This is a genomic window from Amycolatopsis sp. H20-H5 (genome assembly GCF_035828755.1).
GTDB lineage: Bacteria > Actinomycetota > Actinomycetes > Mycobacteriales > Pseudonocardiaceae > Amycolatopsis.
This window is the reverse complement of sequence record NZ_JAYMZS010000061.1, coordinates 19,060-33,028: the sequence shown is the minus strand read 5'-3', so window position 1 is coordinate 33,028 and position 13,969 is coordinate 19,060. Positions and strand designations below refer to the sequence as shown.

General features: G+C 69.1%; 10 protein-coding genes. 6 read left to right on the top strand and 4 right to left on the bottom strand.

All coding sequences use genetic code 11. The features are described 5' to 3' along the window. Positions 1–118 precede the first annotated feature (118 nt). Genes QMK34_RS28505 through QMK34_RS28495 form a run of 3 tightly spaced genes read left to right on the top strand, consistent with a single transcriptional unit; the run spans position 119 to position 3,710 of the window. Entirely contained in the window at positions 119–1,597 is a 1,479-nt protein-coding gene (locus tag QMK34_RS28505) for a prenyltransferase/squalene oxidase repeat-containing protein (protein ID WP_326417579.1), read from the top strand. Next, positions 1,594–2,820: a cytochrome P450 gene (locus tag QMK34_RS28500; RefSeq protein ID WP_326417578.1), complete on the top strand. Its 1,227-nt coding sequence runs from the start codon at positions 1,594–1,596 to the stop codon at positions 2,818–2,820. Before QMK34_RS28505 ends, QMK34_RS28500 begins: the two co-directional genes overlap by 4 nt. Then, complete coding sequence (locus QMK34_RS28495) at positions 2,808–3,710, top strand: UbiA prenyltransferase family protein (protein ID WP_326417577.1); 903 nt, start codon at positions 2,808–2,810, stop codon at positions 3,708–3,710. The genes QMK34_RS28500 and QMK34_RS28495 overlap by 13 nt, the downstream gene beginning before the upstream one ends. On the opposite strand, the gene QMK34_RS28490 is transcribed toward QMK34_RS28495, so the two are convergent. Beyond that, complete coding sequence (locus QMK34_RS28490; RefSeq protein ID WP_326417576.1) at positions 3,711–4,517, bottom strand: SAM-dependent methyltransferase; 807 nt, start codon at positions 4,515–4,517, stop codon at positions 3,711–3,713. It lies immediately after the preceding gene. A gap of 265 nt (positions 4,518–4,782) precedes the next feature. Here QMK34_RS28490 and QMK34_RS28485 point away from each other — a divergent pair, with 265 nt between their 5' ends. Next, positions 4,783–7,413: a tetratricopeptide repeat protein gene (locus tag QMK34_RS28485; protein WP_326417575.1), complete on the top strand. Its 2,631-nt coding sequence runs from the start codon at positions 4,783–4,785 to the stop codon at positions 7,411–7,413. On the opposite strand, the gene QMK34_RS28480 is transcribed toward QMK34_RS28485, so the two are convergent. The 3 genes from QMK34_RS28480 to QMK34_RS28470 are packed head-to-tail and all read right to left on the bottom strand — an operon-like array spanning position 7,410 to position 10,569. Then, positions 7,410–8,273 carry a carbohydrate ABC transporter permease gene (locus QMK34_RS28480; protein WP_326417574.1) on the bottom strand — a complete coding sequence of 288 codons (864 nt, stop codon included), beginning with the start codon at positions 8,271–8,273 and terminating at the stop codon, positions 7,410–7,412. The genes QMK34_RS28485 and QMK34_RS28480 overlap by 4 nt on opposite strands. Beyond that, on the bottom strand, positions 8,273–9,331 hold the full coding sequence (locus QMK34_RS28475; RefSeq protein WP_326417573.1) for a carbohydrate ABC transporter permease: 1,059 nt from the start codon (positions 9,329–9,331) through the stop codon (positions 8,273–8,275). Before QMK34_RS28475 ends, QMK34_RS28480 begins: the two co-directional genes overlap by 1 nt. Next, a complete protein-coding gene (locus tag QMK34_RS28470; protein WP_326417572.1) occupies positions 9,328–10,569 on the bottom strand; it encodes an extracellular solute-binding protein in 1,242 nt (413 codons plus the stop codon). The genes QMK34_RS28475 and QMK34_RS28470 overlap by 4 nt, the downstream gene beginning before the upstream one ends. 215 nt (positions 10,570–10,784) lie before the next feature. Here QMK34_RS28470 and QMK34_RS28465 point away from each other — a divergent pair, with 215 nt between their 5' ends. Then, the gene (locus QMK34_RS28465; RefSeq protein ID WP_326417571.1) at positions 10,785–12,848 is read left to right on the top strand and encodes a glycogen debranching N-terminal domain-containing protein; all 2,064 of its coding nucleotides are present in this window, start codon (positions 10,785–10,787) and stop codon (positions 12,846–12,848) included. 52 nt (positions 12,849–12,900) lie between these two features. After that, positions 12,901–13,950: a LacI family DNA-binding transcriptional regulator gene (locus QMK34_RS28460; RefSeq protein WP_326417570.1), complete on the top strand. Its 1,050-nt coding sequence runs from the start codon at positions 12,901–12,903 to the stop codon at positions 13,948–13,950. The last annotated feature ends 19 nt before the right edge of the window (positions 13,951–13,969 follow it).

The following is a 13,969-nucleotide window of genomic DNA, read 5'->3' as shown; positions in this document are numbered from 1 at the left end:
CGGGAAGCCCTGCTCCGAACGGGCCATTTTTCTTTCATGGGCCCCTCGGGATGCTACTTTGGGTATGGGTTTGGTTACTCAGCAGACTCGAAAGCAGCAGGCCTTGGCGAGGGGGCACATGCGTGCGCTCAGTTCGTGGCTGGACGACGCGGCGCAAGCGGCCGCCGGGCTCCTGCACGAGATGGAAGCCGATCCGGCCGGACGGTTCTCGTCCTCGATCTACGAGACGGGCCGGCTGGTCTCCCTCGCGCCTTCCCTTCCAGGGCACCGGGAACGCGTGCGGTTCCTGCTGGATCGGCAACGCCTGGACGGCGGCTGGGGCGGCCCCGGCAACTACGCGCTGGTCCCGACGCTGAGCGCCACGGAAGCCTTGCTCACCGAAGGAAACACGGCCGCCGTTCGCGGGCTCGGCGCGCTTTTCCGGTGGCTCAACGGTCCTGAGCAGCCCACCCTCCCCGACACCGTGGCCATCGAGATCATCGTTCCCGCCCTCATCGCCGACATCAACGCCCACCTCGCCCGACGCGGCGGCCACCGCCTGCTCAGCCCCGAAAGCACCGACACCGCGCTGCTGGGCAGGCTTCGCGAGGAGGCGGCGAACGGGCGGCCGATGCCACCCAAACTGTTGCACTCCTTGGAGATCCTCGGCCCGGACGCCCGCAACGGGTTCTCCGCTGTCGGCGGGCACGACGGCGTGGGCTGCTCACCGGCGGCAACCGCGGCGTGGCTGGGCGACCACGCGATCCGCACCGGGCGGGATCCGGCCGTGCGTTATCTGAACGCCACCCGCGCGCTGGACGGCGGCGTCCCGGTGGCCGCGCCGCTCGGCCTGTTCGAACGGTCATGGGTGCTGGCCACCCTCGCGGAAGCCGGGCTCACGACCTCCGCCACGCCCGAACTCGTCCACAGCCTGCGAAGCGCGCTCAGCGATTCCGGCGCGTCGGGCGGCCCGGGGCTGCCGCCCGACGTCGACGACACCGCGACAGTCCTCTACGCACTCGCACTGCTGGGTCACCCTCAGCCCCCGGACAGCCTGCGGCCCTACCATTCTGGTACGCATTTCAGCTGCTTCCCCGACGAGCGCACGCCTTCGTGCAGCGCGAACGCTCATGTGCTGCAGGCGCTGGGCCGGTCCGGGGCCGAAACGGCCACACTCGCGTACTGGCTGTGCGAACGCCAGAATCCCGACGGCAGCTGGTCGGACAAATGGCACGCCTCCCCCCACTACGCGACCCGATGCTGCGCGGTGGCGCTGGCCGAGCACGGCGGCGCGGCGAGCACGAAAGCTATTTCCCTTGCCGCGCACTGGGTTCTGTGCAACCAGTACCCGGACGGTTCCTGGGGCACCCAGGAGGAGACCGCGTACGCCCTGCGGGTCCTGCTGGTCCGCGACACGAGTCCCACCACGGCCGCGGCGATCACGCGGGGCGTCCGGTACCTGCTGGATTCGTCGGCCGACAAGAACCACCCGCCGCTCTGGCACGACAAGGACCTCTACACCCCGACCCGCATAGTGCAAGCCGAAATCCTGGCCGCGCTGCAGCTGTCGCGGACGGACCGGGACGTCGGCGAACCGGTCTGGTCGAGCGCCTCATGAGCCTCACCGAGCTGCACATGGCGGTGCGCACGTTGCCCTTTCTCGACGCGCACGCCAACGCCGTGGGCAGCGTCCTGGAACTGCGGGCCCGCCCGGCCCGGCGGCTGCTGGTGTGGGACCCCGAGCTCGTGCGGGACGTCTTCCGCGCCGACCGGCGGCTGGGACATCCCGGTAGCCGGAGCCTCGCGCCGCTGTTCGGCAGCAGCAGCCTGCTGTGGGCGGAGGGGAACCGGCACCAGACGTACCGTCGCCTCCTCGGAACGGCGCTGCGCGGCCGCGGCCTGCTGGACTACCAAGAGATCGTCGCCACCACGATCGGCGAGGCCCTCGACGAACTCACCCCCGGCAGCGAACTCGCGCTGCCGGACTGGACCCGGCGGCTGACCCTGCGGATCGTCGGCCGGATCATCCTGGGCCCCACCGGCACCGAACTGCTCGACCGCTTCAGCGGCTGGATGGACAACGCCCTCGGCTCACGCCGGCGCACCCTAGTCCACCACTACCTGCGCGGCGGCCTGCCACGCTCCGGCGACGACCTCGACCGGGCGCTGGTGCGGGCCGCGAAGGACAACACGGCCACGAGACCGCGCACGCTCGCGTCAATGCTGCTGGCAGAGCGGATCGACGACGCCGAGCTGCGCGACCAGATCGTCTCCCTGCTGTTCGCCGGACACGAAACGACCGCGTCGGCGGCCGCGTGGACGTTGTACCAGCTGAACCGGGACGGTCCCCTGCGCCGCGACGTCCTGGACGAACTGTCCACCGCGGGCGACGGCTCCGACCCGACACGAGTCCCGTTGCTCCAAGCGGTTCTCCAGGAGGTGCTCCGGCTCGTCCCGCCGGTGACGGTCGCCGAGAACAGGACGATGCCCGAAGACGGCTTCCTGGGCGGCAGGCCCTTGGCCGCGGGCACCGTCCTCACGCCCAGCATCTACCTGGCACACCGGCGGCCGGATCACTTCCCCCAGCCGCGGCGCTTCCACCCCGAGCGCTTCCTGGACGTCAAGTTCCCCCCACACCAGTACTTCCCGTTCGGCGGCGGCAGCCGGTTCTGCCCGGGAAGCCAGCTCGCCCAGCTGGAGGTCCGGATGATCACGGCCGCGGCCCTGCGCCGCCAGGAATGGCGCTGCGTCAACCCTCGCGCCGCCGTACCCCAGCTGCGCGGCCACGCCATGGCGCCGTCACCACGACTGAGGATGGAAGTCCTCAAGTGCCACGACTGACCGCGAACTCCTGGCCGCACAGTGCGATCGTGCTGCACAGGCTCGAATTCCCGTTGCCACTCAACTACTTGTGCCAGGCGAGCTGGGGCGCGTGCTACGCGGTGTCGAGCGCGCACGAACTGACGGCCGCACCGGTCGTGCTCGCGATCGTGGTGAACCTGCTGCTCATCCTGTCCGGCCTTGCCCTCAACGTGACTGCCGACATCCGTGGTGACTCGCAGCACCAGGAAAAGGCGTACCTCGCCGACTCCGCGAAAGCCTTCGGCCGCACCAGGGCGTTGCGCTGGATCGTGGCGGAAATGGCCGCCGCGGTCGTCCTCGCCGCCCTGATCTCGTGGTGGCGCAACGAGATCACCGTCCTTGTGCTCGCACTGCTGACCGTGGCAGGGCACCTTCTGTACAACCTGGAGCCCGTACGGCTGAAACGGCGCGGCCTCGCCGGGCCAGTGGTGTTCGGCCTGTCCGTGACTACGCTGCCCTGCCTACTCTCCGCGGTAGCCGTCCGGGCGAACTTCGAGGGCTCGCTGTGGCTCGTGTTCACCGGGCTCGGCGTCCTGGCCATCGCTCGCACGGTTTGGTGGTCGACAAGCGACCGGCAGGCGGACGAGGCGAGCGGCATGAAGACGCCCGCGGTGCGCTATGGGAACGCCGGGGCAGCAATCCTCGCGCGCGCTCTCAGCACAGCAGGCATCTGCCTGCTGGCTGGGGGCTTGCTGGCCAAGTATGGTCTATTGTGGACACTGGTGGGCAGCGCGGCACACCTGATTTTCTTCGGAACAGTGCTCGGCCGGAAACGGCGGGTTCTCCGCCCGGCCGAAATGCTCAAGCGAGCAATGCCTTGGATCACGGTCGCCGACCTGATCCTGGCAGCCCTTCCCTTGGTCGCCTGATCAGACTTTGCGCGCGACCCCGACGTAGACCTGGGCGCGCTCGGGGTTACGAGCCACTTCGTCGTCATCGGCGGGACGCCACAACGGCACCGGGACAGTCCCGGGGACCACTTTCTCCATCCCCGCGAAGAACCGTTCGAGCTCGTGCGAGTCCCGCAGTGTCACCGGCGGCGGCGAGCCGAACATCTGCTCAAACACACCGAGCCCGTTCGAAAGCTCCTCACTGTGACCGAAATGGGAGATCGCCAAATAGCTGCCCGTGGCGACTCGGTCGACATAAGCCGCGACCATCGCGGCGGGACTGTCGGAATCCGGGATGTGGAGCAGCGTCTCGATCACCAGCACGGCGATCGGCTGTCCGAGGTCGAGCAGGCCGGACAGTTCCGGTGCGTCGAAGACCTGTGCCGGGTCACGGATGTCGGCTTGGATGATGGCCACGTCGCTCGCGGTGCCGAGCAGAGCCCGGCCTTCGCTCACGATGCCGGGGTCCGCGTCCACGTAGACGACGCGGCAGGCAGGATCCAGCTCGCGCGCGACCTCGTGAGCGGTGCCACCCATCGGCACGCCGGAACCGAGATCGAGGAACTGCCGCACCCCCCGTTCGACCGCGAAGCCGACGAGCCGCCGGATGAGAGCCCGCTGGACTCGCACCAGGTAGGGCAGATGCGGCGCACAGAGCGCGATCTGGTCGGCCAACCCACTGTCGGCTTCTGTGTGATTCGAGCCGCCCAGCCAGTAGTCGCGGATGCGCGCGATGTTCGGCAGACCGACGTGGTTACCGGCGGGCGCCGGCACAGATGAAGTCACCTTGCGTACAACTCCCTCTCACAAACGGTCACCTGTTGGTGCAAAAGCCCACCATTAGAGCGGAGATTCTAAAGGCAAACTACTTTCATGCCGACCACTGACCCCTACACGAAAGAGTTAACCCAGCCCTCCAAAGGATGCACGTTCTCGTGCACGCGCAAAATCCCGTGCTCCTGCAATGGCGAGCCACTCCGGCGGGGGGGGGGGAGGCCGGAGCAGGCGTTCCCTTGCCAACCCCGCAGGCCCTGAGCAAGCTCACTACCTGATGACCGCAGTGCACAGAACGATCCTCATCGTGGACGTGGCAGGATTCACCGACCCGCGACGGACCAGCCTGAACCAGGTCTCGATCCGCCGGGATCTCTACCGCCTGCTCCGGCTAGCCTGCGAGCGATCCGGCATCCCGTGGGAGGACTGCCGTCACGAGGATCGGGGCGACGGCGTGCTGGCGCTGGCGCCGCCTGAAATCCCCAAGGCCCATTTCGTCGACGAATTGCCCCGGCAGCTGGCCTCGGAACTCCGCGCCCACAACGGCACGGCTGCCGCCGAGGAACAGATTCGCCTGCGAATCGCCCTGCACGCGGGCGAAGTCACCTATGACGAAAACGGAGTGGTCGGCAGCTCGGTCAACCTCGCGTTCCGGCTGTTGGACTCCGCGGCGCTCAAGGAGGCGCTGGCTGGTTCTTCCGGAACGCTCGCGGTGATCACCTCCCCTTGGTTCTACGACGAGGTGGTCTGGCAGAGCCCGGCCGCCGATCGAGCGAGGTACACCCGGGTTCGGGTGAACGTCAAGGAGACCGACACCGTTGCCTGGATCTGCCTGCCGGACTCCGAAGAGCAGCTGTCCGCGCTGCCCCGCGAAAGGCAGCCGGGCGCCCCGCACCAGCTGCCGACGGGCACCCGCCAGTTCGTCGGCCGTGAACGCGAACTGGCCCAGCTCACCGGGCTGCTCAGCCAAACGACGAAGAACAACGGCACCGTGGTGATCACCGCGATTGACGGCACAGCGGGCATTGGCAAGACAACGCTGGCCCTGCACTGGGCGCACCTGGTCAAGGACGACTTCCACGACGGCCAGCTGTACGTCAATCTGCGCGGCTTCGATCCACGCGAGCCGATGGAGGCAGACCAGGCGCTGCACGGCTTTCTCCAGGCACTCGGTGTCGGCGCGGACGCCATCCCCAGCGAGGTCGAGGCGAAGTCCGCGCTCTACCGCAGCCTGCTGGCCGACCGGCGGATGCTGATCGTGCTGGACAACGCGCGCTCCGCGGAGCACGTGCGGCCACTCCTGCCAGCCAGTCCGTCCTGCACCGTGCTCATCACCAGCAGAAGACGGCTCGACAGCTTGACTGTGCATGAAGGCGCGTACCGCGTGGTTCTCGACGTGCTCACCGGAAAAGACTCCCTGGCACTGCTGTCCGAGCGCGTCGGCCGAGCCCGGCTGGCAGCCGACCCCGTGGCCGCGGCCGAACTCGCCGAGCTGTGCGTCCGGCTCCCGTTGGCGCTGAGCATCGTCGCCGCCCGCGCGGACAGGCAGGCGGAGTCGCCGATCCGGGAGCTGGTCCGGGAACTGCGTGACGAGCGGGGCAGACTCGACAGTCTCGACCTCGGAGACACGGATCTCAGTCTGCGTACGGTGTTCTCCTGGTCCTACAACGAGTTGTCGCCCGACGCGGCCAGGCTCTTCCGGCTCCTCGGCGCGCATCCCGGCCCGGATGTGGATCTCCACGCGTGCGGTTCACTGGTCGGAAGGACCGCGCGTGCCAGGACGCTCCTCGGCGAACTGGTCCGGGCGAACCTCATCGACGAACACCGGACTGGCCGGTTCCGGTTCCACGACCTGCTGCGGGCGTACGCCACGGAACAGGCGCGGCAGCAGCCGTTCGCCGCCGAACGCGCCGAAGCGATCGAGAAAATCCTCAAGTACTACCTTGAGAAGGCTTTGCACGCCGACAAGGCCATCCAGCCGTGCCGCGACGGGGTCTTCCAGACAGCTCCATTCCCCAGCGTGCCGGACGATCCCGAAATCGTCACCTACGCGGACGGCATCGCCTGGTTCGCCGCGGAAGCCACGGTGCTGCTCGAACTGGTCAGTTTGGCGGCCGAGGAAGGATTCCCGGCACAGACCTGGCGTTTGGCCTGGGCGTGCACCACTTACTTCCGGCGCAGCGGCCGCTGGCAGGAGCGTGCGCTGGTCCATCGCACGGCACTGGCGGCGACCCGTGAATCCGGCGACGTGGCCGCCCAGGCAACGGTACTGAGACACCTCGCTCCCGCGATCGCCAGGCTGGGCGATCACGACGAGGCCCTCACCCTTCTCGACGAGGCCATCGGGATGTTCCGCGAGCAAGGCAACAGCAACGGCGCTGTCGCCGCGCATCTGGCCTGCACCCGGGTGCTGGAAGTCCAGCGGAATTACGCGGCGGCTGTCGTTCACGCCCAGCGGGCCTGGGAGCTTGTGCGCGACGGCGAAAACCGGTTGAGCAAGGGCGACGCGCTCACGGCGCTGAGCAGGCAACTCGCCCAGGTGGGCAAGCCCGCCGAAGGGCTACCGCTGTGCGAGGAGGCCTTGGCCCACTACGCGGCGGTGGGGCACAAGGAGGGCGAGGCCGACGTGCTGGCCAACCTCGGCTCGATCGAGCAGCAACTCGGCCGCCACGAACGAGCGATCGAGCACTACCGGCGCTCGCTCGAGATCGACCAAGAGCTCGGCGACAGGTACTGGGAGGCCTACACGCTCGAACACCTCGCTGCCGCTTACCTCGCGCTCGGCGATCGGCTGGAAGCCGAGCAGCACCTTCGGAAAGCACTGGTGATCCTCATGGATCTCAAGCATCCCGACGCGGAGAGCCTGCACGCCGAGCTCGACAAGCTCCGTGCGAGCCGCGAGCGCTAGCCCTTCACCCCGCCGGACAACCGGCCGCCCACGAACTGCCGCTGGAAGAGGAAGAACAGGATCGCGATGGGGATCGTCGAGAGCAGGGCCGCGCCGAGCGTGACCGGATACTGGGTGCCCGCGCCGCGCGAACCGCTGCTGAACCGGGCGAGGCCGGTGGTCAGCGTCTCGTACTTCGGGTCGGACGTGGCCACCAGGAAGAAACTGAACTCGTTCCACGATCCCTGGAAAGCCAGGATCGTGACCGTCAGGATGCCGGGGCGGACCATCGGCAGCACGATCGCCCAGTAGGTGCGGAACACGCCCGCGCCGTCGATGCGGGCGGCCTCCTCGACGGACACGGGGACCTGCAGGAAGAACTGCCGCATGATGAAGATGCCGGCGGCGTCGACCATGATCGGCAGGATCATGCCGGTGTAGGTGTTGTACAGCGAGAGTTCCTTGAGCACCAGGAAGCGCGGGATCAGCAGCACCACGTTGGGCACGGAGAGCACCCCGAGGATGAGCCAGAAGACCAGCTTCCGGCCACGGAACCTCAGCCGCGCCAGCGCGTAGCCCGCGAGACTGTCCAGGAACACCCTGCCCAGCGTGATGCAGGTGGCGACGATCGTGCTGTTGGCGAGCCACCGTCCGAACGGGACTCCGGAATCGGCGGAGAAGCCGAAGATGCGCTCCCAGGCGCGCACGGACACCGGGTCGGGCACCAAGGACAGCGCGTTGCCCGCGGCGTCGGCGTCGGTCTTGAAGGAGGTGGCCAGCTGGATGAGGAACGGGCCGAGGAACAGCAGGGCGAACGCGGCCAGCACGACGTAGCCGAGTCCCCGTCGCCATGGCGGCGAGTAGCTGCGGGAGGTGGCCATCAGTCGTCCTCCCCGGTGCCGACGACCTTGCGCTGGATGGCGGTTAGGGCCACGATCAGCGCGAAGATCAGGAAGGCGATGGCGGCGCCGAGCCCGAACGCCTGGTTGTCGAAGCCCTGCGAGAACGAGAGGTACGCGGGGGTGTTGGTCGCCGGGTTGTTGCCGGTCAGGTAGATCTGGTCGAAGACCTGCCAGGTGCTGATGACGCCGAGGGTCAGCACCAGCAGCAGGGTGGGGCGCAGCATCGGCAGCGTGACGAGCCGGAAGCGCTGCCACGCCGTCGCCCCGTCGAGGTCGCTCGCCTCCTCGATCTCCGGGCTGATTCCCTGCAGTGCGGCCAGGAACATGAGCATGAACGTGCCGGAGGTCGTCCAGACCACCAGCGCGATGATGACGCACATCGCCACCGACGGCCCGGAAAGCCAGTCCCACCAGGTCAGGCTCAGGAACTTGTGCTGGGCCCAGCCCGGCGCCGCGTCGACTCCGATGGCCGCCAGCACCTGGTGGAAGACGCCGCGCGAGTCGGCGAGCCAGTTGGGTCCCTGGATACCGACCAGTGACAGCACCTTGTTCACCGAACCGAAGCCCTGGAACAGGAAGATGAACACCAGGCTGACCGCGACACTGCTCGTGATCGATGGGAAGTAGAAGGCCGTGCGGAAGAGACCCTTGCCCCGCAAGAGCCGGTTGTTGAGCAGCACGGCCAGGAACAGCGCCAGCGCGGTCTGCAACGGCACGACGAACAGGACGAAGTAGAAATTGTTCCGCACCGAGCGCATGAACGTGAGGCGGTTGAGCGCGTCGACACCGAGCAGGTTCTCGTAGTTGTCGAGACCGACGAACCTCGCTTCCCCGCTGAAGGGGCTGGAAAGACCGTCCCACTTGGTGAGGCTGACGTAGAACGCGAGCAGGATCGGCACGACCAGGAACAGCGTCAGCAGGACCACGGCCGGGGAAACGAACAGCCAGCCCGCCCTGTTCTCCCTTTTGCGCGCGAGGGACCGCCGTCCCCGCCGAGGTGCGGCGACGGGAACGACGGAGCGGGCGGACACGCTCACCGCGCGGCTGCCAGCGCGGCCTGCGCGTTCTTCTGCAGGTCTTCGAGCATGGCCTTCGGGTCGGTGCTGCCGTCGGACAGGCCGAGGAGCTTGGCGTCGAAGTCCTTCTGCACCTGGTCGAATCCCGGCAGGCTGATCGGGCCGGTGGCGTAGTCCGCGCCCTTGACGAAAGCTTGCTGCGCCGGGAAGTCCGACTCGAAGGTGGCCTTGGCGGACTGCACCGAGGGCATCGCGCCGAAGCCCTTCGCGAAGGTGATCTGCTGCTCGGCGCCGGTGAGGTACTCGACGAAGTTCAGCGCGGCCGTCTGGTTCTTGCTCTTCGCGGCGATGCCCCAGCAGTTCGTGAACGAGAGGGTGGCCTTGCCCTTCGGCCCGGCGGGCAGCTCCGCGACCTGGTAGCGCAGGTTCGGGTAGTCGTCCTTGACCCCGCCGACGAACCAGTTGCCCTCGATGGCCATCGCGGCCTTGCCCTTGCCCAGCGCCTCGCCGCCCCAGCCGACGCCGATCTGCTTCGGGAACTTGAGCACGCCTTCCTTGGCCAGCTTCTGCACGTACTGCAGCCCGGCGACGTTTTCCGGGCTGTTCGCGGTGAACGCGGACCCGTCGCCCGTCTGCAGGCTCCCGCCCGCCTGCCGCATGAACGCGTCGACCCGGTCGAGGGTGTCGTTGAAGACGAGCCCGGTGACGTCACCGCTCGTCAGCTTCTTCGCCACGGCTTCGAGCTGGTCCCAAGTGGTCGGGACGTCGGCGGCGGTCAGTCCGGCCTTCGTCCAGAGGTCGGTGTTGATCTGCAGGCCCAGTGTCGAGAAGTCCTTCGGCGCGCAGTACAGCTTGCCGCCCGCGCTGAACGACTGCCGCAACACGGGGTAGAAGTCGTCCTTGTTCTTGATCTGGTCACCGTAGGAGGCCAGCACCCCGGACTTCTGCAGCCCGGCGAACTTCGACGCGTCCACATAGAACAGATCGGGCGGGGATCCCCCGGCCATCGCCTGGGTCAACTGCTGGGAGAGGTCCTTGGCCGGGGTCGCGGTGACGACGTTGCCCGACTGCTTGCCCCAGGCGGCCGCGGCCGCGTTCACCGCCTTCGTCTCGGCTTCGCCGGAAGAACCGAAAAGCAGCGACAGCTGGACGCCCGTGGCCGCGCCGCCGCCGACCGTCGACGGGGTGGTGGCGCCCGAGAAGCCGCTGTCCCCACCGCCGCAGGCCGCCGTCAGCGTCACCGCTGCGACAGCAGCCATGACCAGCACTTTTCGCCCTGCCTGGCTTGTCATTGCATCACTCCCTTGTGATGTCACCGGGCTGTTCCCGGCGGTGGCGCTCGGCGCTCCGGTGTGCTTTCATGAGAAAAATTGATCGTTCAAATTTGTTGGTGCGGAGTGAAACACCTCGCCTCGCCGCCGTCAAGTGAAGTACCGGGATCCCACCTCAGCGTTGATCACCAGGAGACGAGCCCATGGACCAGTCCGCAGCACCGCGACACCCGTCGTCCGTCCACGACGCGGTGCTCTGCGTGTCCGCTCCCGCGCTGGCGATGTCGGGCGCGGACGGCCAACTGCGGGGCGCGAGCAATCACGGGTTCTACGCACAGGACCGGCGTCTGCTCAGCCGCCTGGTGCTGCGGATCGACGGCCTCGAACCGGAGCCGATCCTCGGCCAGGAGGTCGGCGGCACCCTCGCGCGTTTCGCGGGAATCCTGCGGGACAAGGAAAGTCCGGACCCGGAGCTGACCGTCGAGCGGACACGGGACGCGAAGGCGAGCCGCGAGCACATCCGCATCGCCAACTACCGCCGGGAAGCGGCGACGTTGACCGTCGAGGTCAGCGCGGGCACCGACCTCGCCGAGGTTTCGGCCGTGTCGGGCGGGCGGGCCGCCGCCGAGACACCGGCCGCGGAAACCGCGGGCGGCCTGCGGTGGGAGTCGCAAGTGGACGGTCTGGCCGTGGAGCTCCAGGCGGATCCGCCCGCGGAAGACGTCGACGCGGGCACCGGCACACTGCGGTGGCACGTGCGGCTCGACCGTGGCGAAAGCTGGGACCTGGAGCTGCTGGTCCGGGCGCGACCGGCACCGGGCGCCACGCTCACGGTTCAGGCGCCGAGCGGCCCCGGCCACTGGGATCCGCTCGTCGTCCGCTGCGGCGATCCCGACCTCGCCAGGCTGACCGGCCGGAGTCTGGACGACCTGCGCGGCCTGCTGCTCAGTGACCCGGAGCAGCCGGAAGACCTGTTCCTGGCCGCCGGTGCGCCCTGGTACCTGACCCTGTTCGGCCGCGACTCGCTGTGGGCCGCGCGGCTGCTTCTGCCGCTGGGCACCGAACTCGCCGGTGGCACGCTGCGGACATTGGCCCGCAGGCAGGGCGTGAAGCACGACGCGGTGACCGACGAGGCGCCCGGCAAGATCATCCACGAGCTCCGCCCTGCCGATCGCACCTTCGACGGCGGTTCCCCGTTCCCCGCCAAGTACTACGGCACGATCGACGCCACCCCGCTGTTCGTCACGCTGCTCGCCGAAGCCCGGCGCTGGGGGATGCCGGACGCCGAGGCCGCCGGGCTGCTGCCCGCGGCCGAGCGCGCGCTCGGCTGGCTCCGGCACGACGCCGATCCGGACGGCGACGGCTTCCTGAAGTACATCCGCACCACTCCCGGCGGGCTGGCCAACCAGGGCTGGAAGGACTCCGGGGATTCGGTGCAGTTCGCCGACGGCACGCTCGCCGAAGGACCGATCGCGCTCTGCGAGGTCCAGGGATACGCCTACGAAGCGGCGCTCAACGGGGCCTACCTGCTCGACGCGTTCGCCCGCCCCGGCGGCGCGGAGCTGCGCGACTGGGCGGCTGACCTGCGAGAACGCTTCCGCGCCCGGTTCTGGGTCGAAGACGCCGAAGGGGCGTACCCCGCGATCGCGCTGGACGCGCGCAAGCGCCCGGTCGACGGGCTGACGTCCAACATCGGGCACCTGCTGGGCACCGGCCTGCTGGACCCCGGCGAATGCTCCCTGGTCGCCGCGCGGCTCGGCTCGGCCGAACTGGACTCCGGCTGGGGCCTGCGGACGCGCGGCACGAACTCGCGGGGGTTCAACCCGCTCAGCTACCACAACGGCACGGTCTGGGCGCACGACACCGCCATCGCGGCGGCCGGGCTGGCCAAGACCGGGCACCACGAACAGGCGACAGCGCTGCTGTCCGGACTCGTCGCCGCGGCACCCTGGTTCGGCTACCGGATGCCGGAGTTGTACGCGGGCGAACAGCGCACCCCGGGCCACGCGCCTTCGCCCTATCCGGCGTCGTGCCGTCCCCAGGCGTGGTCCGCCGCGGCGGCCGTCTCGATGCTGCAGTCGGCGCTGGGGCTCGCGCCGGACGTGCCGGAGGGCAAGCTCGTCCTGAGTCCGTCCAGGCTCGCGCCGTTCGACAACCTCGAGGTCAGCGGGCTGCGTGTCGCCGGTGAGCCGCTTTCGGTGAGTGTGCGCGACGGCCGGGTCACCGTCGAAACCCTCGCGGCGGGCCTCGAGGCGGACGTGCGGTGAGCCCGCCCGTGCGATGCTGTGACGGCACTGGCCAGCCGCTCACCGAGGTGTCATGACAACGTCGTACCCAGGGCAGTCCGGGCCCAACATCGTCGAGGTCGCCCGGGTCGCCGGGGTGTCACGCCAGACGGTTTCCAACGCGCTCAACGCACCCGAGCGCCTCCGCCCGGCGACGCTCGAACACGTCCAGAAGGTGATCGACGAGCTCGGCTACCGGCCCAGCCAGGCGGCACGCGCCCTGCGCACCCGGGCGGCCAGGCAGATCGGGTACCGCGTCGATCCCGAGCGGCCGCACAGCGCCAGCGCGCTGCAGGACCAGTTCCTGCACGCACTGGCGGAGGCCGCGCAGGCCGACGGCTACTTCCTGCTGCTGTTCACCCCCCGCGACACCGCGGACGAGCTGGCCACCTACGGCGAGCTGATCCGGACGGGCTCGGTCGACGGGTTCGTCCTGTCCGGCATCGACCCCGGCGACGAACGGCCGGAACGACTGCTCGGCATGAAGGCCCCGTTCGTCAGCTTCGGCCGGGTCGACGGCGGCGACGGCCCGCAGCTCTGGGTGGACGTGGACGGCGCCTCGGGCACCGGCGCCGCGGTGGACCACCTGGTGTCGCAGGGGCATCGCCGGATCGCGTTCCTCGGGATGCCCGACCGCTCGTCCCCTGGCCGCGAGCGCGCCAGGGGCTGGCGTGAAGCCCTTGCGCGGCAACGACTTCAGCCGGGCGGGCTGGCCTGCGCCGAGGACACGGTGGCCGCCGGGACACGGGCGGCGTCCGCTCTGCTCGACCTGGTCCCCCGGCCTACCGCCGTCGTGGCGGCCACGGACACGCTGGCGCTGGGGTGCTACGCCGCAGCCCGCGAGCGGGGCCTCAGGATCGGGCACGAACTCGCCGTGATCGGCTTTGACGACTCCCCCACCGCCGAGCTCGTCGACCCGCCGCTGACCAGCCTGCGCCAGCCGCTGCCCCTGATCGGCCAGGAACTCATGCGGCGGCTGACCGGGCGCCTTTCCGGCCGGGACCAGGTCCCGTCCGGCCTCCTGCTGGAACCGCGGCTGATCGTCCGGGCGAGCTCGGTGCCGTTCGGCCGCCAACCTGTTTGATCAATTTCTCTCGTGAAAG

Excerpts from the sequence above, each read along its gene's own strand:
- QMK34_RS28505 (WP_326417579.1), top strand. The coding sequence starts at position 119 with ATGCGTGCGCTCAGTTCGTGGCTGGACGACGCGGCGCAAGCGGCCGCC.
- QMK34_RS28500 (WP_326417578.1), top strand. The coding sequence starts at position 1,594 with ATGAGCCTCACCGAGCTGCACATGGCGGTGCGCACGTTGCCCTTTCTC.
- QMK34_RS28485 (WP_326417575.1), top strand. The coding sequence starts at position 4,783 with ATGACCGCAGTGCACAGAACGATCCTCATCGTGGACGTGGCAGGATTC.
- QMK34_RS28480 (WP_326417574.1), bottom strand. The coding sequence starts at position 8,273 with ATGGCCACCTCCCGCAGCTACTCGCCGCCATGGCGACGGGGACTCGGC.
- QMK34_RS28470 (WP_326417572.1), bottom strand. The coding sequence starts at position 10,569 with ATGGCTGCTGTCGCAGCGGTGACGCTGACGGCGGCCTGCGGCGGTGGG.
- QMK34_RS28465 (WP_326417571.1), top strand. The coding sequence starts at position 10,785 with ATGGACCAGTCCGCAGCACCGCGACACCCGTCGTCCGTCCACGACGCG.
- QMK34_RS28460 (WP_326417570.1), top strand. The coding sequence starts at position 12,901 with ATGACAACGTCGTACCCAGGGCAGTCCGGGCCCAACATCGTCGAGGTC.